Annotated in this window: 18 protein-coding genes and 1 tRNA gene; 10 read left to right on the top strand and 9 right to left on the bottom strand. The window is 62.3% G+C overall.

The features are described 5' to 3' along the window. Nucleotides 1–406 precede the first annotated feature (406 nt). Nucleotides 407–1678, top strand: coding sequence for a lipopolysaccharide biosynthesis protein (locus BLW55_RS15575; protein ID WP_177175137.1), 1272 nt, complete (start codon nt 407–409; stop codon nt 1676–1678). A 107-nt stretch (nt 1679–1785) separates the two neighbouring features. Here the strand turns inward: BLW55_RS15575 and BLW55_RS15570 are convergent, their stop codons facing one another. Genes BLW55_RS15570 through BLW55_RS15560 form a run of 3 tightly spaced genes read right to left on the bottom strand, consistent with a single transcriptional unit; the run spans nt 1786 to nt 4615 of the window. Continuing rightward, a complete protein-coding gene (locus BLW55_RS15570) occupies nt 1786–2658 on the bottom strand; it encodes a DUF6492 family protein (protein ID WP_090329408.1) in 873 nt (290 codons plus the stop codon). Between the two features lie 2 nt (nt 2659–2660). Further along, a complete protein-coding gene (locus BLW55_RS15565) occupies nt 2661–3443 on the bottom strand; it encodes a WecB/TagA/CpsF family glycosyltransferase (RefSeq protein WP_090329407.1) in 783 nt (260 codons plus the stop codon). Further along, on the bottom strand, nt 3440–4615 hold the full coding sequence (locus BLW55_RS15560; protein WP_090329406.1) for a glycosyltransferase: 1176 nt from the start codon (nt 4613–4615) through the stop codon (nt 3440–3442). Before BLW55_RS15560 ends, BLW55_RS15565 begins: the two co-directional genes overlap by 4 nt. Nucleotides 4616–4796: 181 nt before the next feature. On the opposite strand from BLW55_RS15560, the gene BLW55_RS15555 reads away from it, so the two are divergent. Together BLW55_RS15555 and BLW55_RS15550 are read left to right on the top strand one after the other, a co-directional pair. Next, nucleotides 4797–5795: a glycosyltransferase family 2 protein gene (locus BLW55_RS15555; protein ID WP_090329405.1), complete on the top strand. Its 999-nt coding sequence runs from the start codon at nt 4797–4799 to the stop codon at nt 5793–5795. Between the two features lie 83 nt (nt 5796–5878). After that, nucleotides 5879–7138 (top strand): Hsp70 family protein, encoded by a 1260-nt coding sequence (locus BLW55_RS15550; protein ID WP_090329404.1) that lies wholly within the window; start codon nt 5879–5881, stop codon nt 7136–7138. A gap of 48 nt (nt 7139–7186) precedes the next feature. On the opposite strand, the gene cml is transcribed toward BLW55_RS15550, so the two are convergent. Then, complete coding sequence (cml, locus tag BLW55_RS15545) at nt 7187–8377, bottom strand: CmlA/FloR family chloramphenicol efflux MFS transporter (protein ID WP_090329403.1); 1191 nt, start codon at nt 8375–8377, stop codon at nt 7187–7189. A gap of 291 nt (nt 8378–8668) precedes the next feature. Between cml and proC the strand changes: the two genes are divergently transcribed. Further along, entirely contained in the window at nt 8669–9475 is an 807-nt protein-coding gene (gene proC, locus BLW55_RS15540; protein WP_090329402.1) for a pyrroline-5-carboxylate reductase, read from the top strand. A 37-nt stretch (nt 9476–9512) separates the two neighbouring features. Here the strand turns inward: proC and BLW55_RS15535 are convergent, their stop codons facing one another. Next, entirely contained in the window at nt 9513–10832 is a 1320-nt protein-coding gene (locus BLW55_RS15535) for an NAD(P)H-dependent oxidoreductase (protein WP_090329401.1), read from the bottom strand. Nucleotides 10833–10884: 52 nt separating this feature from the next. After that, the gene (locus BLW55_RS15530) at nt 10885–11364 is read right to left on the bottom strand and encodes an Lrp/AsnC family transcriptional regulator (RefSeq protein ID WP_090329400.1); all 480 of its coding nucleotides are present in this window, start codon (nt 11362–11364) and stop codon (nt 10885–10887) included. Between the two features lie 142 nt (nt 11365–11506). On the opposite strand from BLW55_RS15530, the gene BLW55_RS15525 reads away from it, so the two are divergent. The 6 genes from BLW55_RS15525 (at nt 11507) to BLW55_RS15500 (ending at nt 18821) form a co-directional block, all read left to right on the top strand. Then, entirely contained in the window at nt 11507–14926 is a 3420-nt protein-coding gene (locus BLW55_RS15525; RefSeq protein WP_090329399.1) for an indolepyruvate ferredoxin oxidoreductase family protein, read from the top strand. Nucleotides 14927–15340: 414 nt separating this feature from the next. Further along, a complete protein-coding gene (locus BLW55_RS15520) occupies nt 15341–16360 on the top strand; it encodes an ABC transporter substrate-binding protein (protein WP_090329398.1) in 1020 nt (339 codons plus the stop codon). Nucleotides 16361–16405: 45 nt separating this feature from the next. Then, nucleotides 16406–17176 carry an ABC transporter ATP-binding protein gene (locus tag BLW55_RS15515; protein WP_090329397.1) on the top strand — a complete coding sequence of 257 codons (771 nt, stop codon included), beginning with the start codon at nt 16406–16408 and terminating at the stop codon, nt 17174–17176. Continuing rightward, entirely contained in the window at nt 17166–18011 is an 846-nt protein-coding gene (locus BLW55_RS15510; protein WP_090329396.1) for an ABC transporter permease, read from the top strand. The genes BLW55_RS15515 and BLW55_RS15510 overlap by 11 nt, the downstream gene beginning before the upstream one ends. Nucleotides 18012–18165: 154 nt before the next feature. Continuing rightward, nucleotides 18166–18241: transfer RNA gene (locus tag BLW55_RS15505), tRNA-Phe, on the top strand. A 28-nt stretch (nt 18242–18269) separates the two neighbouring features. Beyond that, nucleotides 18270–18821, top strand: a complete 552-nt coding sequence (locus BLW55_RS15500; RefSeq protein WP_090329395.1) for a GNAT family N-acetyltransferase — start codon at nt 18270–18272, stop codon at nt 18819–18821. 87 nt (nt 18822–18908) lie between these two features. Here BLW55_RS15500 and BLW55_RS15495 read toward each other — a convergent pair whose 3' ends face one another. From BLW55_RS15495 to BLW55_RS15485, 3 genes are read right to left on the bottom strand one after another with little or no spacing between them, the layout of a single operon-like run. Beyond that, nucleotides 18909–19556 carry a flavin reductase family protein gene (locus tag BLW55_RS15495; RefSeq protein WP_007006929.1) on the bottom strand — a complete coding sequence of 216 codons (648 nt, stop codon included), beginning with the start codon at nt 19554–19556 and terminating at the stop codon, nt 18909–18911. A 9-nt stretch (nt 19557–19565) separates the two neighbouring features. After that, nucleotides 19566–20513, bottom strand: a complete 948-nt coding sequence (locus BLW55_RS15490; RefSeq protein ID WP_090329394.1) for a carbon-nitrogen hydrolase family protein — start codon at nt 20511–20513, stop codon at nt 19566–19568. After that, nucleotides 20510–21400 carry an alpha/beta hydrolase gene (locus BLW55_RS15485; RefSeq protein ID WP_244509097.1) on the bottom strand — a complete coding sequence of 297 codons (891 nt, stop codon included), beginning with the start codon at nt 21398–21400 and terminating at the stop codon, nt 20510–20512. The genes BLW55_RS15490 and BLW55_RS15485 overlap by 4 nt, the downstream gene beginning before the upstream one ends.

Genomic DNA, 21400 nt, shown 5'->3' with positions numbered 1-21400 from the left:
TCCGCCGAAGCGGCCCGCTCCAGCCTCGTTTCCTTTGCGTCATGTGACTGCCGCGACCGCTCAGGCAGCGCCGGGCCATCGCGTCCCTTCCGCGCCTGTACCTGTTCCTGCCCAGCCTCCGGCCCAGGCTCCTGCATCGACAGCAGGGAACGTGCGCGCCCGCCACTCCGAGGCCTTCTCTTGCTTGGATTTTCGGCGTCGAACATCGCGCGTGCAGCTTTCACTCATGAACGTGAAGCGGGCGCATAAGCCCGCGATTATGTTAACTCAAGCTAAAGAGGCACGGGTAACAAAGGGTTAACGACCGGCGTTGCGCCACGTGTTTTTCGCCGCTGCGTCAGGTCATGGAACAGCGCATTAAGTTTTGTCGGATAATGTCTCCGTAATCGCATATCGAAACCAGGCAATCCAGGGTCCTCTCATTTCGCTCCGCGACATCATAACCAGCCAGCGTCAGGTGCTGCGCGACTATCTTGCGGCGATCAGCGGCTCAGCCGGCCGGCTGGTCTTCTCGCTCATTTATTTCGTGATCCTGGCAAACAGCCTGACGATTGCCGATTTCGGCCTGTTCGCCACCGCATCTGCCGCCGGTGTGATGGTCGGGCGCATTCTCGCGCTCGGCTTTACCGCCACGCTCTATCGCATAGCCACCGTCAAGCGCCGGCTCCTTGGAACCTACGCTGCCGGCTTCCTGCTGCTGGCGTTTGCATCGCTGCCGCTCATAGCGCTCGCCAGCGCGGTTCTGTATCTGGTTTTCTTCGCTGGCGATATGCGCGTATTGCCCTTTGCGCTAGTCATCGCTTCCGAGGCGATCGCCTGGCGGCTCACGGAAACCGTGATCGTTGTCAACAACGGTCTCAACCGTTTCGGCCGTGCCGCGACGATCCTCATCGTCAGCATTGCAATCCGCGCGCTAGCGGCCTTTCTCTTCACATTTCACGCGCGTCAAGACCTCTTAAGCTGGACCGTGTTCTACCTCGCAGCCAACAGCGCCGCGCTTGTGTTCTCGCTTGTGTTCTACCGTCCCCGGCAGCGACTGCGCATCCGACCGGCACTCTACGGGCGCCGCCTGCCCGACGCGCTTTATGTCGCCGCGGCGGAGGTGCTCTTCTATCTGCAGATGGAGTTCGACAAGCTGCTGGTCCTCGCGCTCGGCAACCCGACACTCGCCGGCATCTACGCCATCATCATGCGGCTGGTCGATCTCACCGCGATCCCGATCCGGTCCTTCTCCATGCTGCTCGTTCAGCGCATGATGCGGACGCCGGAAATGCTGAACCGCTGGAGGCTGCGTCTCGGCATCGAGGGCGCGATCTTCGCCATCTCGACACTCGCGCTTGCGGCTCTTGCGATCATCCTCGTCTTCTACCCGACCCTGCTCGGCAGCAATGTGGCGCAGACTGCTCCACTGGTCATCCTGGCGCTCGCCGTTCCCGGTCTGCGCAACCTGACTGAATACCAGGCCGACCTGCTCTTCGCCCGCGGCCAGACCCTCATTCGCGCGATCAACCTCGCCGTGCTCGCCACTGCCAAGGCCGCACTGCTCTCGCTGGTTCTAAAATCGTTTCATGAGACCAGCGACATCGTCCTGTCGATGAACGTGGTATTCGCGGTGCTCTACCTGGTGTCGGTGGTGTTGACCTACCGCGCGCTCGCAAGGCCCGCCAGGCGGGTCTGATCCGCTCATAGCATCGGGCCGAAAAGTGGAATCCGGTTCCGGATTGTTCCGATGCCCCATCAATAGTCTGGATCGTCCTTTGCGCGTCCGCATGGACGCACGGCGATCTAGCCAATCATGCGGCGGAGCGGTGCGAGATCGGTTTCGATGAATGACTGAATGCCGATCGCCACCTGGTAAGGCTGCATCCTAGCGACGACGTCCTCTACACCGACGGCATCGAGCTCACTGCCGAACCAGAGAACATGACACAGCGCGCGGTCATCGTGGAAATGCCCCTCGCCCGCAAGCACCTCATCCACGTAACGGCCATAGAGAATGCACTCGGAGAACCGGCGGTCTGCAGCCACCGCCCTGATCCACGGCGTGCCATTCACCTTTTCGACATGCCGCAGCATGCGGACAACCGTGTCACGACGCCATGAGATCAGTGTCGTGATGTAATCGTGCTCGGTTTCCTGGCCTGCCGGCAGGCCAAGCGCACGCGCGGCATTCGCCGACCAGTCGCGATGGCCGAGATCGACCAGCGAGTTCATTCCCCCGTCGCGGCGATAAAGCCGCACCTGCCCGTCCAGCCAGAAGGCACTGCAATCGAAAGGCTTCAGGAACACGACGTCGGAATCGCAATAGACCAGGGTCTCTTCCTGGGCCTTCTCGGCAAAGGCAATCCGCCGCAATTGCTGCACATGCCAGCCGCGCAGGGGCGCAAGCCGCGTGCTCAGCCATACATGACGCCGGAAAAAGACGGTGGGATCGCGCACCGCATGGAGCCAGGAGGGCAGGAGATCGCGCTCGTCCACCACCACGCGCCGGTCCGTCTCCAGTGTGCGAAAGCGCTCGACATCGTGTCCGGCCACCAGGAGGTAATGCCGATTATGGCCTGTCACAAAGCGGTCCATCGTCTCGCAAAGAAGCCGGCAACGATCAAAGTCGCCTGCATAGCTTGGCGTGACGATCGCCGTGCTGTGCTCACCGGTCATGGCTACACCCTGCCCCGCCTGCCCAGAAACTTCTGCCGAAGCACCCGCAGGAGGAAGACGGGATTGCCAACCACATAGCGCCGCCACAGTCGGCGTGGCTCCAGCCCAAGACGGAACAGCCATTCCAGCCGCAGACGCCGCACCCAGAGGGGCGCGCGCGGCACTGCACCGCTCAGGAAATCAAGCAACGCCCCTACGGCAATCGGCACCGTGCAGTGTTCGGGGCCGATATGATCGGCGATCCACAGTTCCTGGCGCGGTACGCCCATGGCGACGAGCAGCACATGGGGCTTCAACGCCCTGAGACGTGCGAGAATCGCTTCCTCGTCCCGCGCTTCGAAATAGCCATCGTGCAGAAAGACGAATTCATGCTGCGGTGCCTGCTCGGACAGTTTTTCGGCAGCCGCAAGAGCGTTCTCGCGCCGCGCACCGAGCAGGGCGACCGTGAGCTTCTCCTTCTGTTGGCGGAAGAATTGCGGCACGAAGTCCGTCCCGTTGAGATTGTCGGGAAACGGCTCGCCGTAGAGCATCCGCGAGGCGATGTCGACGCCGATACCGTCTGCGAGCACCAGAAACCCCGGCAGGGCCTCACGAAAACGCGCATCGGCGACAGCCACATTGGCATTGTGCGCGTTGAGAAACGTGACGGGCATAAACCGGCGGGCGGCGATGTTTTCAGCCAGCAGGGCCATCGCGCCATCACGGCTGATGACCGAAACGTCCGTCCCCAGGACGTCGCGCCGCGGATGGGCCGCATGCGCACATTTTGGTGCAGCAACGTTCATGCGGCTTTATCCCGCCGGTTGAAACCAGCCTGATCAAGCCCATGAAGAATGGCCGTGTCTAGCGCTTTGCGCTGCGCCATGTGGAAGGCACGCCCGTCAAGATCGACGGGTTTCTTTGCCGCTCGCACCAGCGCTTCGGCGAAGGCGCGCGGATCATCGGCCACGATGCAGTTCTCCGGCTTGTGAGAAATACCGCGCAGCGCGCTCTGCGTCGCAACGCTCGGCAGGCCGAGTTCGAATGTTTCAATGGTCTTTAGCTGCACCCCCGTGCCGGCGCGGCTGATGAGCGGGACCACCATGCCGCTGCGCACGAATTCGACCGCATCCGGCACACGCCCGACGAAAGTCACGCGCCCGTGCCTTTGCGCGAGATCTGCCGGCGCATCGCCCGCCACCGCGATGCGGAAGCCCTCGGGGAGGTGCGGAACCACCTCTTCCAGAAACCAGTCGAGGCCGATCCGATTCGGCGCCCAGCTCCATGTGCCGATGAGCGCTGCGTCATGGGTCGTCTGGCGCTCACCCGGCCCGGAAACGGCGGGTGCGTGCGCCACAAGCGGCAGAACCGCCGAGCGCCTGTCGTCGTCCACGCCCAGAAGCCGCCGGTCGTCTTCAGAGAGCGTATAGACAAAACGCGCCTGCGCACAAAGATCCGCTTCCAGCGCCTTCAAAAGACGCGCCTCGCGGCGAAACATGAAGCGCCCCACCAGCCCGCGCGCGGCATCAGCACTCTGCAGGGCGGAAAAATGTTCCACATTGTGCGCAACATAGATGCACGGCAGGTCGGCAAAGACCTGACGAAACGCACCGGCGAACTGCACGGAATTGAAGATCACGCCATCAACCCGCCCGAACCCTTCCAGCGCCCTGCGCACATCTCCCGGCGAGGCCCGCAGCATCTTGGCGGACGAAAACGTCATGCCCCGCATCATTGCTCTGGCAAGCCAGCCGAGCTTTGTCAGCCCGCTGGCGGCTTCGGTGCGCGGCTCAAGCTCTCCAAGAACCACCGTGCCATCGGCGATTTTCCGTTCCTCGCGCCCCTTCCATGCAAATCCCATAACGGACATCCGGCAGCCGGCCCGCGTGAGCGCGTCGAGAACGGCCGCGTTGGCGATCTCGTAGCCACTTTTCGGCGTTCCGTCGGGAACCATGGATGTCGCAAAAATCAGATGCATGCACTTTTCCTGTTTGGGTTGTTTTTTCAAACAGCGATGAACTCTTGATTAAGGAGACGTGGCCATCGTCCACTTTTCGCGGGCATAGCACCATCTGCCACCCGCAAAAACCAGCCGTATTTAACGCCGCCTTAATCGCCAGCGCTGCTTATGAGGAGCGCAAAAGGGGTTTGGCGGGATCGTGACGGAAAACAACGCGGAAAAATCGGTTTCAGTGGTCGCGCGCACGCCATCGCTTACCGCGCAGGCCATTGCATGCGTTGTAACGGTTCCAACGTTCAAGCGGCCGGAGCAACTGTTGAACACGTTGCACTCGCTTGCCTCCCAGGCGACCGAGCGCCCTTTTGCCGTCATCGTTATGGAGAATGAGGCCGAGGAGCGCGCCGGAGCCAACGCCGCAGCACCGCTTTTTGCCGATGAAACCTTCAACGGACTCGTGATCATCGCCCACAAGCGGGGCAATTGCTGCGCCTATAATGCCGGCTGGGAAACGGCGCTCAAGGAATTCCCCAATTTCCGGTATCTCGCCGTCATCGACGATGACGAACTGGCTTCCCCGCACTGGCTGGAAAATCTCTGTTCCACCGCCGAGCGCTTCGAGGCCGATATCGTCGGCGGGCCACAGGTGCCCGTCTTCGCAAAGCCCGCGCATGAACGCTGGGCGACGCACCCGGTCTTTGCCCCGCCCTATGGTGAGACGGGCACGGTTCCGGCACTTTTCTCATCCGGCAATCTGCTCCTGTCGCGGGGGGTTCTGGAGGCCATGCCGCGCCCCTTTCTCGATCTTCGGTTCAATTTCATGGGCGGGGGCGATTCGGATTTTCTAAGCCGTGCCAGTCAGAAAGGCTTCCGCCTCGCCTGGTCGGCGGAGGCCGAGACGCAGGAGATCGTGCCCGAACGCCGCGTTGAGCGAGACTGGATCCGCGCCCGTGCGCTGCGCAATGGCGTCATCTCCACGCTTGTCGAGAAGAAGAAGCGGAGCAATCAGGGTTTTGGCAAGCTACGTGTCTTTGCAAAGAGTCTCGCGCTGCTCGCCGCCTCGCCGTTTCGCGGTGCACTCGGGCTTGCCACGACGGGCTCCGCCTCCACGGCCATGTATCCCGTCTATGTCGGGCTGGGTCGCGTCATGGCCGAATTCGGCTATGCCAACGAGCAATACCGCGAACCGGAAAAGAATTAACCCCGCAGACGGTCGACTTCCCGCCGCCGATTGTGTATCGCTCCCCTCCCCCAATCGATCCACATTCCGGCAAGGATAGTCCCATGCGAGCGCTCAGCGGCGGCATCGACTTCGGCACGTCGAATTCCACAGTCGGTTTCATGGAGAACGGCGAACCCCGCCTCGTCGCGCTCGAAGCGGGCGAGGTCACCATGCCGAGCGCCGTGTTCTTCAGTTTCGAGGATGACCGTACCTATTTCGGGCGCGGCGCCGTCAGCCGCTATACGGAGAATGTGGAGGGCCGCCTCCTGCGGGCGCTCAAGAGCGTTCTGGGCTCATCGCTCATTCACGAGAAAACGCGCATAAAGGCGCATTCCATCGCCTTTTCGGACATTATCGGCTCGTTTTTGCATTTCCTGAAAGACAATCTGGAAAACCATCTCGGAGGTCCGGTCGACAACATTGTGCTTGGGCGGCCGGTGCAATTCGTCGACGACAATCCGGAAGCCGACAGGCGCGCGCAGGACGAACTGGAAAAGACCGCGCAGCGCCGCGGCTTCACTAATATCGAGTTCCAGTTCGAGCCGATTGCTGCCGCCCTCGATTATGAGCAGCAGGTTGACCGCGAAGAACTCGCGCTCATCGTCGATATCGGCGGCGGTACGTCCGATTTTTCCATTGTCCGCGTTTCCTCCGACCGTGCGAAACAGGCGGACCGCAAGGACGATATTCTCGCAAACCATGGTGTGCATATCGGCGGCACGGATTTCGACCGGCTTTTGAGCCTCGCCCGCCTGATGCCCGAATTCGGCTATCGCACGCAGACGAAAGACGGCAAGCGCTTTCTGCCGGCTGGCTATTTCAACGATCTGGCTACCTGGCAGCGCATCCACATGCTCTATACCAATCGCGCCATGACGGATCTGAAGCAGATCCGCTATGAGGCTGCCCAACCCGAGCTTGTCGAGCGGATGATCGACGTGGTCGCCAACCGGCAGGGCCATGCGGCGGTCGGCGCGGTGGAGCGGGCAAAGATTGCGCTCACGGACGAAACCGAAAGCGCCATCAAGCTTCAGCTTACTGACGAGACGCTCGACCTGCCGGTCACCCGCGACCAGTTGAACGACGCCATCTCCGCCACAGTGGACCGCGTTCAAAATGCCGTTTCCGAAACACTCGCCCTTGCTGGCATCGCGCCCGAACAGATCACCGCCCTCTTCCTCACAGGCGGTTCCTCGGCCATCCCGCTCCTGCGCGAAAACGTCCTGCGCATCCTGCCGGCCGCATCCGTTGTCGAAGGCGACATGTTCGGCTCCGTCGGACGCGGGCTGGCGCTGGACGCAGGCCGCAGGTTTGGCACTTGAACTGATTGGCATGCGGGCCGGTGGACCGGCCCGCATGTCTTTTCCGGTTCAGCTCCACCTTCGCAACCGCATCAGCGCAAGAAGCGTAACCACAGCCATGACGGTTACATAGGCAATCAGCGGCATGGCGGTGGCGCCATCAAGCGCAACGACGAAAGCCGTGCCGACAAGGCCGACGATCAGGCTTTGAATGCAGAAGTGGAGAGCCACTGCCGTTCCTGCCATATCGCCGAAATCCTCCAGAGCACCGTTGGCAGTGACCGACGTGGTGAAGACGATCCCGACCGCCATGAGCCACATGGGCAAGATGAATGACAGGAACGATGGCGGCAGGAACAACGCGCCTGCAAGGAGCAGAAACGCACCCAGCAACATCGTGGCCATGCCGCGCATGACACTGCCGGCGATACCCCAGCGTTCTACGAAACGCGCGGCGAAGCGTGCCGTTGCCATCATTATGAAAGCGACGGTCGCAAAGGCGAGACTGAAGCCGAACTCGGAATAGCCTGCCTTCTCGATCAATACGCGCGGAGCAGTGGAGAAGAACACGAAGAATGTGCCCATCGCCGTTCCGAAAGCGAGCGTATAGGCCCAGAACGGCATGCTGCGAAGCATGGGGGCGAACGAGACCCCGCGCATCCCCTCATCGCGCGGCCGTGTTTCGTGCCATCCGGCGAGCGACCACACAAGCATCACAACTGCGGGCGCAGCAAGCCCCACGAAGATCGCGCGCCAACCGAGGTTTTCGGCGATCAGCGCACCGACAATCGGGCCGAACGCCGGTACGCAGGCGAGCATCGCGTTCAGAAGGCTGTAAACCACGGCACTTTGAGGTCGTCCGGCATAGACGTCCCGAACGGTCGCGAAGAGCGCCACAAGCATCGCTGAAGCACCTGCGGCCTGTGCAACCCGAAGCGCCAGAAACAGACCCGCTGTCGATGTCGCCGCAAGCGCAAGTGACGTGCCCGCAAAAAGGAGAGCTCCACCCAAAAGGACCGGCCTCCGGCCCCAGCGATCCGACAGGGGACCGAACACAACCTGGCCCACGCCAAGCATGATCATATAAAGCGTGAGGGTCAGCTGGATCGTGGCCGGTGTGGTGCCGAGAATTGCCGGCATTGCCGGAACGACTGGTAGGTAGATATCCATGCCGAGCGAGGCAAGAATGTTGAAAGGTGCCAGCAGCGCGAGCGCCACCGGCAGGCTGTAACTCCACAGCCGCGGATTTCGATTTGGCATGACAAAGCATCCGTCAAATGGAAGACATTTGGCGGCGCCTGCAGTTCATAGAGATTTTCAAGGGAACCCGGACAGGCAGCCGCAACAACAGAAAAGTCGCTGCGGCTTATTTGCGTGCTTTCTTGGCGCTCATGCTTCGGCCCCGTGTCCGGTGGTTGATCGAGTTCGATAACGCGCTTTAGCAAACCCTCCCTCGGCCCGCAAACGGGAATTTCCCTGCGCAGACCTCTCAGCCGTTGCATTCCCCGCTCGCACGCGGCATTCCTTTGCCATCATCAAGGGAGAAGTTTCATGGGCAAATCGGTCATCCTCGTCGGCTGCGGCAATATGGGTTATGCCATGCTGAAGGGCTGGATCGCCGCGGGCAAGCTGGCCTCGAAGGACGCCACCGTCATAGAGCCGAACGAGGGCCTGCGCGCACGCGCTGCGGCCCTGGGTGTAACCGTTGCCGAAAGCGTTGACGAGCTTGACGCAGGTGCCGACATGATCGTGTTCGCCGTCAAGCCGCAGGTCATCCGCGATGTCGCCCCAGCCTATGCCCGCTTTGCCGACAAAGCCACCTTCGTCAGCGTTCTTGCCGGCACTGGCACGGCCACGTTCGAGGAAATTCTTGGCCGCCATGCCGCCATCATGCGCTGCATGCCCAACACGCCGGCCGCCATCGGCAAGGGCATGATGGTGCTCTTCTCCAACCGCAATGTGACCGGTGAGGCAAAAGCCTTCGCCGAGGAGCTGCTGGCGACCAGCGGTACTGTCACCACCATCGACAATGAAGAGCTGATGGACGCCGTGACCGCCGTTTCCGGCTCGGGCCCGGCTTACATTTTCCATTTCATCGAATGCCTGACGGCGGCTGGCGAGAAGGCTGGCCTGCCGGCAGAAACCGCGCAGCTTCTTGCCATGCAGACGGTCTATGGTGCTGCATCGCTTGCAAAGGAAAGCGATGAAGAACCCGGCAAGCTGCGCGAGCAGGTGACAAGCCCCAACGGCACCACCGCCGCCGCGCTCTCCGTCTTCATGGATGAAAACCGGCTGCTTGATCTTGTGAGCGATGCGGTGGATGCGGCCAAGAAGCGCTCAATCGAACTGGGGAAGTAGAGGATCGGCGCAGGCTCTGGCACTCGCCCCACGCCCATCACCCTTCGCCGAACACCATCGCATCCTGCCGCGCCCTGAGCGCCACCAGCCGCGAAGCCGCGTCGGGCGCGACATTCGCATGCGTCAGAAGCGCGCCCTTCTTCACCGGGGCCGTCACCGTGCCGCCCTCAAGGAGCCCGCATGGCACGGCCTTCGCCGTGCGCGCTTCTTCCGCCGTCATGATCCACGAGCGGTAGGAATATTCGCCGATGGCGTCGAGCCGGTCGCCCGGGTTCAGATCCTTCTTCGCCACCGCACAGACTTCCGCAACCGGCCTGTCGAGCGGCACCATGTCCGCCTTGTTGTAGAGCACGGCGCGGGCGCAAGTGAGCGGCACTTCCAACGAGGTCAGATGATAGGGCCGGAAGAAAGTGTAGTACGGCCCCTCCCCGAGCTTCAGATCGTTCATGCGCTCGCGCAGGCGCGGGTGGTCCATCTCCGCCACCACGAACACACCCGGCGCCACACCCTTGCCGACCGTGAAGTCGACACAGCCCTTTTTCGAGAGCACGCCGCCATCGGAAACGGGGCAGAGAACGCTGGATAGTTCCTCGCGGCTTGCCGCCGGGCCATGCATGCCGGGCCTATCCGGCACGAGGCCCGTGGCATTGGCGATGGCCGCCATTTCCACCATCGTCTTGGAGCCGTCGACGAACTCGACCAGCATGCGCACATTCATATTGCGGCGCGCGGCTTCCTCGGCATAGTCGTCCGGCACAGCGTCGATGTTGAGCGGATTGTTCTTGCCCTTGCCGGCGGCAACGATGTCGTGCCCCATAGCCGAAACGAACTCGATCAGCTCCATACAGGAAGAGGGCTCATCCCCCGCGCCCAGCGAATAGGTTACGCCCAGCCGCGCCGCTTCGCGCTTCAGATAAGCGCCGATGGTCACATCCGCCTCGACATTCATCATGACGAGATGCTTGCCCGCCTCCATGGCCGAAAGCCCGATCTCCGCGCCCACCGCCGGCTTGCCCGTGGCGTCGATCACCACGTCCACCAGATCGTTCTGCGCCACCATCAGGGAATGGCCGCAAAGCGCTGTCTTGCCGGCGCGGATCGCATCGCTGATCGCGCCCGCCGTTGCAACCTCCACCGCGCTCTCGGCGGCGCGCCCGGCAATCTCGATGGCCTTTGCCGCGCGTTCGGGCCGCGTGTCGGCAATGGCCGCCACCTCGATGCCCTTCATGCGCGCCACCTGCGTGACGATGTCCGTGCCCATCTCGCCGCAGCCGATCAGGCCGATGCGCACCGGCCGCCCCTCTTCCGCCCGCTGCTCAAGATCGCGCGCAAGGCCGGTAAGCGCCACATTCGTCATTCGAACTCCTCCTCATTTGGCGCCCGAAAGGGAAGTGACCGAACGCCGATTGTCAATTGGCCTTAAGCTGCACCGGAACAGGACTGTTTTTCTTGATATCTTTCAGAACGAGGTTGGTGCGCACATTGGCGATGCCCGGCAGGCGAAACAGAAAATCTTCGAGAAGCCGGTTATAGGCCGCCAGGTCCCGGCACACGACACGCAGATGATAATCCGCCTCTCCCGTCGTAGAGTAGCAGTCGAGCACTTCGGGCCGCCGCCGCGTCTCGGCGATGAACGTATCCACATGCCGGTGGTCATGCCGCGTCAGCGACACATGCACGATGGCCTGAAACCCCAGCCCCGCCTTCTCCACATCCAGCAGAGCCGCATATTGCGTGATCAGCCCCGCTTCCTCCAGCGCCTTCACCCGCCGCCAGCAGGCCGAAGCCGACATGCCGGCCCGCTCCGCCAGCTCCTGGTTCGAGAGCCGGCAATTGGCCTGAAGCGCGTCCAGAAGCTTCCTGTCCTGTTCGTTCAGCTTTTCGGGCATAGGTCCAAATCCTGAAAAATTATCCGATACACCGATATATATCGGTCAATCCTTCCAGAAACCAAATTCCAATCGCCAAATCTGGCACAAAATTCCACCCCTGCCGGTTTAGAATTCTTCCAGTCTGCACCGGAGGAATTGCATGACCGTCCAACCCAAGGCCGGCGAACTCGCACGCTATCAGCTCGAGGACCGCTACACCCAGGAAAAGGGCCGCGTCTTCATGACCGGCACGCAGGCGCTCGTGCGCGCCGTGCTCGATCAGGCGCGCCGCGACCGCGCGAGCGGCCTCAACACGGCAGGTTTCATCTCCGGCTATCGCGGATCGCCGCTGGGCGCGCTCGACCTTGAGTTATGGAAGGCGAAGGACCGGCTCGACGACGCTCGCATCGAATTCCTCCCCGCCGTCAACGAGGATCTCGCCGCTACCGCCGTGCTCGGCAGCCAGCAGGTGGAGACCAACCCGAAGCGCGAGGTCGAAGGCGTTTTTGGCCTCTGGTATGGCAAGGGCCCCGGCGTCGACCGCTCGGGCGATGCGCTGAAGCATGGCAACGCCTATGGCTCCTCGCCCCATGGAGGCGTGCTGGTGGTTGCCGGCGACGATCACGGCTGCGTCTCCTCCTCCATGCCGCACCAGTCGGATGTCGCCTTCATGTCGTGGTTCATGCCCACGCTCAATCCGGCCAGCGTGTCGGAATATCTGGCTTTCGCCGAATATGGCTACGCGCTGTCTCGCTTCTCAGGCATGTGGGTCGGTTTCAAGGCCATTTCGGAAACGGTGGAATCGGCAGCCTCCGTCGGCATCCCACTCCCCCGCAGATTCGAGACGCCCGATTTCACCCCGCCTCCCGGCGGGCTCCACTATCGCTGGCCGGACCTTCCCGGCCCGCAGATCGAGGAGCGCATGGAGGCGAAGAAGCACGCCGTTCTGGCGTTTGCCGAAGCCAACCCCATCGACCGCCACATCTATGATGTGAAGGATGCCCGTTTCGGCATCGTCACCACCGGCAAGGCCCATCTCGACCTGATGGAGGCGCTGCGCCTTCTGGGCATTGGCGAGGCCGAATGCCGGCAGCTCGGCATCGACATCTACAAGGTCGGCATGGTGTGGCCGCTCGCCCGCCGCGCCGCGCTCGACTTCGTGAAGGACAAGCAGGAAGTCCTCGTCATCGAGGAAAAGCGCGGCATCGTCGAAAGCCAGTTCAAGGAATATTTCTACGACTGGCCCGGCCACAAGCCGCACGCCATGGTGGGCAAGCGCGACGAGGATGGCGAACGCCTCGTGCCGTGGACCGGCGAGCTTTCGCCGCGCCTGCTTCTGCCCATCGTCGCAAGGCGGCTCGAAGGCATTTTCCCCGGCAACGGCTTCATCGCCCGCGCTGAAAAGATCCTTGCCACACCAGCCATCTCGCTTCAGGTGGAAGGCGCGACCCGCACGCCCTATTTCTGCTCCGGCTGCCCGCACAACACCTCAACCAAAGTGCCGGAAGGCTCACAGGCGCTGGCCGGCATCGGCTGCCATTTCATGGCAAGCTGGATGGACCGCGAAACCACCTCGCTGATCCAGATGGGCGGCGAGGGTGTGAACTGGGCGGCCTCCTCGCTCTTTACCGGCAGGAACCACATCTTCCAGAATCTCGGCGAAGGCACCTGGTATCATTCGGGCTCCATGGCCGTCAGGCAGGCGATTGCCGCAAAGGCCAACATCACCTTCAAGATCCTCTACAACGACGCCGTTGCCATGACCGGCGGCCAGCCGGTGGACGGTCCCGTCAGCGTGCAGGCCATCGCGCATTCCTCACGCGCCGAGGGCGTTGAGCGCATTGCGCTCGTCTCCGACACGCCGGAAAAGTTCCAGCCCGGCGAGTTGCCCGCCGGCACCACCATCCATCACCGCCGCGAGCTTGATTCCGTCCAGCGTGAGTTGCGCGAGGTGAAGGGTGTCTCGGTCCTCATCTACGAACAAACCTGCGCCACGGAGAAGCGCCGCCGCCGCAAGCGCGGCCAGATGGAAGACCCGAAGAAATTCGTCGTCATCAACGATCTGGTCTGCGAGGGCTGCGGCGACTGTTCGGTGGAGTCCAACTGCCTTTCCGTCGAACCGCTCGAAACCGAGTTCGGCACCAAGCGCAAGATCAACCAGTCGTCCTGCAACAAGGATTTTTCCTGCGTGAACGGCTTCTGCCCGAGCTTCGTCACCATCGAGGGCGCGACCCGCAAGAAGCGTTCAGGCATTGAGATCGATCTCGCGCAGCTTGCCGCCGACCTTGGCGATCCCAAGCTTCCAGCGCTCGACACTCCCTTCGACCTGATGATCACCGGAGTCGGCGGCACCGGCGTCGTCACCGTCGGCGCGCTCGTCACCATGGCCGCGCATCTGGAGGGACGCGGTTCGAGCGTGCTTGATTTCACCGGCTTTGCGCAAAAATTCGGGCCGGTGCTCTCCTATGTCCGGCTGGCATCGTCTCCCGACGAAATCCATCAGGTCCGCATCGATCGCGGTGCAGCGGATGCGCTGATCTGCTGCGACATTGTCGTGTCGTCCTCGCCCAAGGCCTCGGCCAGCTACCGCCCCGGCATGCGCGCGGTGGCGAACCTTGCCGAGATGCCCACCGGCGATATCGTGCGCAAACGCGATGCGAGCCTTCGTGTCGACCAGCGGCTTGCCGCCATCGAAGGCGTGACGGGCAAGGATGCGCTCGCCGCCATGGACGCCAACCGCCTGTCTGAAAAGCTTATGGGCGACACGGTGTTCGCCAATGTGATGATGCTTGGCTTCGCCTGGCAGAAGGGCCTCGTGCCCGTCTCGCTCAACGCGCTCACCCAGGCCATCGTGCTCAACGGCGTCGCCACCGAAAAGAACCATCGGGCCTTTCTCATCGGCCGTCTGGCGGCGGAAAAGCCCGACGCGCTGAAGAGCCTGCTCGACCCGAAGCCGCAGACCGACGGAACGCTCGACGAGATCGTCACCCGCCGCGAAGCTTTCCTGACCGACTATCAGAACGCGACCTATGCCGCGCGCTACCGTCGCCTCGTAGATCGCGTGCGTGCCGCCGAAGCGCCGTTCGGCAGCGATGCCGTCAGCCGGGCCGTTGCCCGCTCCCTGTTCAAGCTGATGGCCTACAAGGACGAATACGAGGTCGCGCGCCTGCACACGGAAACGGGCTTTTCCGCGCGCATCGCCGGTGAGTTCGAGGGTGACTATCGCATCGTCCATCACCTCGCCCCGCCCTTTCTCGCCTCCGGCACGGATGCGCGCGGGCGACCGTTCAAGCGCCAGTTCGGCCCGTGGGTGCGCCTGCCGTTCCGCATGCTCGCCCGCATGAAGCGACTGCGCGGCACCGCCTTCGATCCGTTCGGCTACACGGCGGAGCGGCGCATGGAGCGCGACCTGATCGGCTGGTACGAGGCACATGTGGAGAAGGCGCTTGCAAAACTCGATGCCGGCAACGCGGCAGAACTGGCCGAGATCCTTGCATTGCCGATGCAGATCCGAGGCTACGGTCCGGTCAAAGAGGAAGCAGCCAAGCGCATCCGTGCCGAGATGGAGGCACGTCTTTAGGCCCAGCCTGAAGATTTGCCCTCTCTCCCCTCTTCCCACCCCGCTCTTTCGTCATCTTCGGGCCTGACTCGAGGATCCATGCCAGAACGCCGAAGGCAAAGCCAGGCCTCTCAAAGAATGCGCGTCGTTTTCCACGCCTGTGCCAATGTCCACCGCAACAGCATGGATCCTATGGTCAAGCCATAGGATGACGAGGGAGACGACGGATGCTTTCCATGGCAACCGAAGAGTCTAGCGCAAACGCTCATGAATCGCGCTTTGCGCCCGGTTTCTCCACTCCGCGCAAACTTCCCGTAAGGCTTTGAAATAAAACAGTTTCAAAAAATCTTTTGACCTTCTTGTCGTCCCATTTGCTTGCTCCGGTCCGCCGCCTGTGCAAATAGCATCAGTTGAAGATATTCTGAGAGGTCCCCAATGACTGCCATCACCCGCCGTACGCTTGGTGCACTCGCCCTTTCCGCCGCCTTTGTCGGATTTGCACTACCGTCGCAGGCTGCAGACAAGATCAATGTCGGCATTCTGTCGCTCACATCCCATTCGCCCAGCATCATTGCCGAGGCGAAAGGCTATTTCGAAGCGCAGGATCTCGAGGTCGAGTTCGTGTCTTTCCAGGCCGCGCAGCCCATGGCGGTTGCCATCGCATCGGGCGATGTCGATTTCGGCATGACAGCCATTTCCGGTGGCCTGATCAGCCTTGCCGACAAGGGCGTGATCAAGATCATCGGCGGAGCCCTGCAGGAAACGCCCGAGATCGACGGCCAGAAGATCCTCGCCTCCAGGGCCGCATACGATGCCGGCGTGAAAACGCCCGCCGACCTGAAAGGCCGCAGCTACGGCATCACCACCACCGGTTCCTCCTTCCACTACATGGCACACAAGATCGCCGACAAGGAAGGCTTTGACCGTGCGGAGATCCAGGTGAAGCCATTGCAGAAGGTGCCGGCCATCATCGCCTCGCTCAAGAGCGGTCAGATCGATGCATGGTCCATCGTGCCCAACATCGCCGGCGCACTCACCAGGGGTCCGGAAGTAGTGGAGATCGGCAAAGTCTCTGATTACATCGACAATTATCAGGTCACCACGGTGTTCACCTCGACGAAGAATGCGTCCGAAAAGAAGGATCTGGTCGAGCGCTTCCTCACTGGCCTTTCCGAGGGGATCAGCGATTACAACGCCGCCCTCGTCGACAAGTCCATGAGCGAGGAAGACACCGCGGCAATCGTCGAGATGATCCACAAATATGTCTATTCCGACCAGCCGCTCGACAAGGCCGGCCCGCGCATTCGCGCCGGTGCGATGCGTATCAATGAGGGCGCGGCGCTCAGCGTCGCAAGCGTCGAGGACCAGCTTGAATGGTTCAAGTCGGAAGGCCTCGTGCCCGATGGCGTGACGATGGAAAAGCTGGTCGACACCAGCTTCGTGGAAACCCGATAGCAGCGAAACCGCCCCGGCCTGCCCGGGGCGGTATTCTTTGAGCCGATGCAGCTTCTTCTCAAAAACATTACCCATCACTACGGTAGCACAACCGTCCTGGACGACGTCTCGCTCACGGTGGATGATGGAGAAATCGTCTGCATCGTCGGCCCCTCGGGCTGCGGCAAGTCCACGCTTCTGCGCATCGCCGGCGGACTGGAAAAACCGGATCAAGGTCAGGCGCTTCTTTCCGGACCCGAGCCGGAAGGCTCGCTCAATCCGCTGACCTACATCTTTCAGGATTTTGCCCTTCTTCCCTGGCGCAGTGTTGAAGGCAATGTCAGCCTTGTGCTGGAAGATCACGGCATCTCCGCAGCCGAGCGGCAGGCCATCATCGCCGATGTGCTTGCCCGCACCAATCTCTCCGACTTCGCCAAGGCCCTGCCCCGGCAGCTCTCCGGCGGCATGAAGCAGCGGGTGGCCATTGCCCGAGCGCTTGCCGTCAAGCCGGCCATCATGCTGATGGACGAACCCCTTTCCGCGCTCGACAGCCAGACCCGCGAACTCCTGATGGACGATCTCGTGGCGTTATGGACCCGCGAGCGCTTTTCCGCCTGCTACGTCACACACAACCTCAACGAGGCCGTGCGGCTTGGCCGCCGCATCATCGTGCTGTCCCGCCGTCCCGGCCGCATTCGCGACGTGGTTGAGATCGACATGCCGCTTGCCGAGCGTGCCGACCGGCTGGCGGAGCTCGAAACCCTGCAGCGCCGCGTCTGGGAAATCATGCGCGAGGAAGCCCGCGAAGCCGACCGGGAGATCGCCAATGTCGCATGATGCCACGCGCGACGTACCCGTCGCCGGTGCCGGTGTTTCCGAAACAGGCGGGCAGCGACCGGTGCCCTTCCGGGGCGGGGGCTTTGTCCACCGTCCGCTGGGCCCAGTCGCGCCGCTCGTTTTCCTCGCCATTCTCGCTGTCTGGGAGCTCGGCTCGCGTTCAGGCTTCATCAGCTCAATTGCCCTGCCGGCTCCATCCGAAGCGTTCGGTGCGCTGATCGATCTCTTCCAGACCGGCATGTTGTGGAAGCATCTGGGTGCGAGCCTTTACCGTCTGATCGTCGGCTGGACGCTGGGCAGCCTTCTGGGCATTGCGGTCGGCCTTTTCATCGGCCTCTTCTCCCTTGCCCGCGCCGGCCTTCTGCCGCTTGTCTCTGCCCTTTTTCCGGTCCCCAAGATCGCGCTCCTGCCGCTCTTCATCATCTGGTTCGGCATTGGAGAGGGCTCCAAGGTGGCGACCATCCTCTTCGGCACGTTCTTTCCGACCGTGATCGCCACCTATGGCGGGGTGGACAATGTCGACCGCAATCTCATTCGCATGGGCCAGTCCTTTGGCATGTCGTGGCTTTCCATCGTGCGCAAGATCATCGTGCCCGGCGCGATGCCCGCCATCCTTTCGGGCTTTCGCATCTCGGCTTCTATCGCCATTGTTCTGCTTGTGGCGGCAGAGATGATCGGCGCTGAATTCGGCGTCGGGGCCTATATCCTGATGGCCGGTGCGCTTTTTGCCCTCGACCAGCTTATCGCTGGCGTGGCGCTTCTCTCCGTCATCGGTCTCATCATTGCGTGGCTGATCGGCAAGCTTGAAAAGCGCCTTCTTTCATGGCGAACATGAGGGTTCGAGCGGGTTTTGAAAAAAGTCCCTGCAAATCGACCGAAGGGCGCTTGTCAGCGGAAAATCTCGTGCTATAACCCACGCGCTTCCGGCGGAGAACCAACCCCGCCACCGCCAGCAGAAATCTCTGCCCCGGCAATGTGAAGCAGGGTTTGCCCAGGTAGCTCAGTTGGTAGAGCAGCGGACTGAAAATCCGCGTGTCGGTGGTTCGATTCCGCCCCTGGGCACCATTTTTCATCAACCTTTCGAAATGCTGCCTTGGACAGGTCCGACGACACCCGCGCAATCGAAATCCGCCCTCTGGAGCGCCCGGAAGTGGTGCTTCTCTGGCAGATCGACAGACGCGAACTCGTGGAAGAGACCTATTGTGTGAAAGATGGCGCTCTGCATCTGCAGCGGCAGTTTTACGATACACGCGACTGGCCGGAAGGTGAGCCGGAACAGTACACGCCCATCCTGCTCGACTGTTTCGATCATGGCGGCGTCTTTCTAGGAGCTTTCCGCGGGGAAGAGCTTGTGGCGGCCGGTGTCATCGATGCACGCCCGGTGCGAGATTACCCGGACCTGCGCCAGCTTGCATTTCTGCATGTAAGCCATGGCTGGCGGGGCCGTCGGCTGGCCGCCCGGCTCTACGCGGAATGCAGGAAAGCGTCGGAAGGCCCAGGAACCGCAGGGTTTTATATCTCATCCACCTCGACGCGACGAACGGTGGAATTCTACCTGCGTCAGGGTGCCATGCTGGCGCCCAGGCCGGACACCATGCTGGTCGCGATGGAGCCCGACGACATTCACCTGATTCACTGGTTCTGACCGACCATTTATCTCCTCCCAAACACGCGCCCGATGGGCAGCCCGCGACACCCCGGCAAGAGAAGAACGCAAACCAGTGGTCGGTGGTCAGCCGACCTGACGGCCTTCGCCGGCCAGCCAGTCGGCATAGGTCGGGCGATCGATCTGAAACGTATCGCTGGAGCGTGCATACCAGCCGCGGCCGTGCATACGGGCGATGAGGCCGAGCGCGGGCGTGTCGATGTGGCCGCGTTCGGCATCGATGACGAAATCGTCGGCCACGCGGATTTCGACCACGCGGCCAACGACCAGCGCCTGATGCGGACCGGTGACGAGAACGCTGTGGCTGACGCATTCGAAAGAGACAGGAGCCTCGGCAATGTGCGGCGGAGCCACCTGCTGCGCGGGCAAGGCCGTCAGGCCGGCGCAATCGAGTTCGCTGACATCCTCGGGTGCATCCATGGACGTGATGTTCATCGCTGCCGCGAGACGCTCGGGAACGAGGTTCACGACGAACTCTCCGCCGCCGACAATATTGCGTGCCGTATCCTTGAAGCCGCGCTGGGGGTCCGCCATCACGCCGATGGCGACGGTGGGCGGTCTGTGCCCCATCACATTGAAGAAGCTGTAGGGCGCGGCGTTGACCACGCCTTCGGAGGACACGCTCGTCACCCAGGCGATGGGACGCGGCGTGACGGTCGCCGTCATCACCTTGTAGCCGATCTGCGGGTCGAGTTCGTCAAGCTTGAAGCGCATCAGGTGCCGTCATTCGCTCAGGGGTTCATCGCTTATGTTGGAGACGGCGCGCTTTGGACGGCCATCCACCCGGAGCTGGAATATATCGGGCCGGGCATAGTGGCCCGTCACGTCGAAATCGTATTTTCCGCGCGCCACGGCGGCCAAGTCGATGTCGGCGTAAAGCACCGTCTCGCCCTCGAAATCCGGGCCGGCGAGGACGTTTCCGAGCGGGTCGACAATGGCGCTTCCGCCGCGCATTAGCACGGTGTCGGGATCATCGCCCAGCGCGCATTCGTGATCGTCGGGAAACGCGCCGCGCGTGATGTGCTGGCAGGCGCTCAATACGAAGCAGCGGCCTTCCAGCGCGATATGCTGCATCGAGGGGAGCCAGGTGTCGCGGTCATCGGCGGTGGGGGCGCAATAGAGGCTGACGCCTTGGCTGTACATGTGCATGCGCAGCATGGGCATGTAGTTTTCCCAGCAGATGACCGCGCCGATGCGGCCGAGCGGGGTTTCGAAAACCGGCATGGTCGAGCCATCGCCAAAGCCCCAGATCAGACGCTCGCCAGCCGTCGGCATGAGCTTGCGGTGCTTGCCGATGAGCCCCTTCTCACCATCGAAGAACAGAACCGTGCAATAGAGGGTGCCACCGTCGCGCTCGATACAGCCCATGACGGCGAAGAGACCCGTCTCAGCCGTCGCCTCGGCAATCAGCGCCACTTCCTCGCCGTCGAGATCGATGGCGCGTTCGTAATAATCCCTGAAAGCCTCGCGGCCCTCGGGCTTGCGGATGCCGATGGGCGCGCCGAAAGAAGCGCCTTTGGGATAACCCCCAAGAAAGGCTTCAGGAAAGACGATGAGTTTCGCCCCCTCACCCGCTGCCTCGCGGATGATGGCTGCTGCCTTCCCGGCAGATGCAAGCGCGTCAACGGGGTTGGACGCCGTCTGTGCGACGGCTGCCTTGAACGATTTCATGCGGATTCTCCCTGAGCATCTCGGACGATCGAAGCGCGGACGGCCTCGACCAGCACACCATCGGGCTCGCAAAGGCTGAGCGCAATATCGAAATGATTGTGCGACGGCATGTCGATCACCTGCGCCGCATGGCCTGCTGCCTTCCAGGCCGCGGCATAGTCCAGCGTCTGACGGATGAACTCACCTGTCTCGAGCCCACCAACCGAGGCAATCAGCCGCGCTCCGGATGTCGCGGGGATATGTCGGATCGGGGAGTTTTGGGCAATGGAGCCCGTGTCGAACCGCATCCAGCCATTCACCTGCGTGTGCTGCAGGGGTTCGAGTTCATGCAGCCCGCTCAGCGCGAGAACCGTGCCAATCGTGTCCGGCGGCAGGTCAAACGCCTCAAGCCAGCCATCGGCAAGAACCATGCCCGCCAGATGCCCGCCGGCAGAGGAGCCGCCGACATGGATCCGCTCCACATCGAGACCACGCTCTGCGCCATTGTTCCTGAGCCAGGCCACAGCGCTGCGCACCTGACGTACCATCTCGCCGATACCGGCCTCAGGCGCCAGCGTGTAGTTCATCACGGCGACGGAGATGCCGTGCGCCATCAGACCGCCCGCTGCAAAGGCATTGTCCTCCTTCGAGCCACCGCGCCAGTAGCCACCGTGAATCCACAGGAAGACGGGGCTGCCTTCACCCGCCAGGTAAAGATCGAGCGTTTCGCCGCTCTGCGGATCGTAGACGATATCGCGCTTTGCAGCGCGGCTTTGCCGGACCTGCTCGCTCTCGGCAACGTAGCGGGCGTGTTCGGCCGCGTAGGAGGCGACGCTTTCGCGCGCATTGTATTCACGCTCCAGCGTCGGCTGGTCCATGCCCCTGAAAAGCGGTGCTGCGGCATCCAT

Source organism: Nitratireductor aquibiodomus, assembly GCF_900105565.1.
GTDB classification, from domain to species: Bacteria; Pseudomonadota; Alphaproteobacteria; order Rhizobiales; family Rhizobiaceae; genus Nitratireductor; species Nitratireductor aquibiodomus.
Note: the sequence above shows the minus strand (reverse complement) of the source record. Positions and strands in the feature narration are given on the sequence as shown.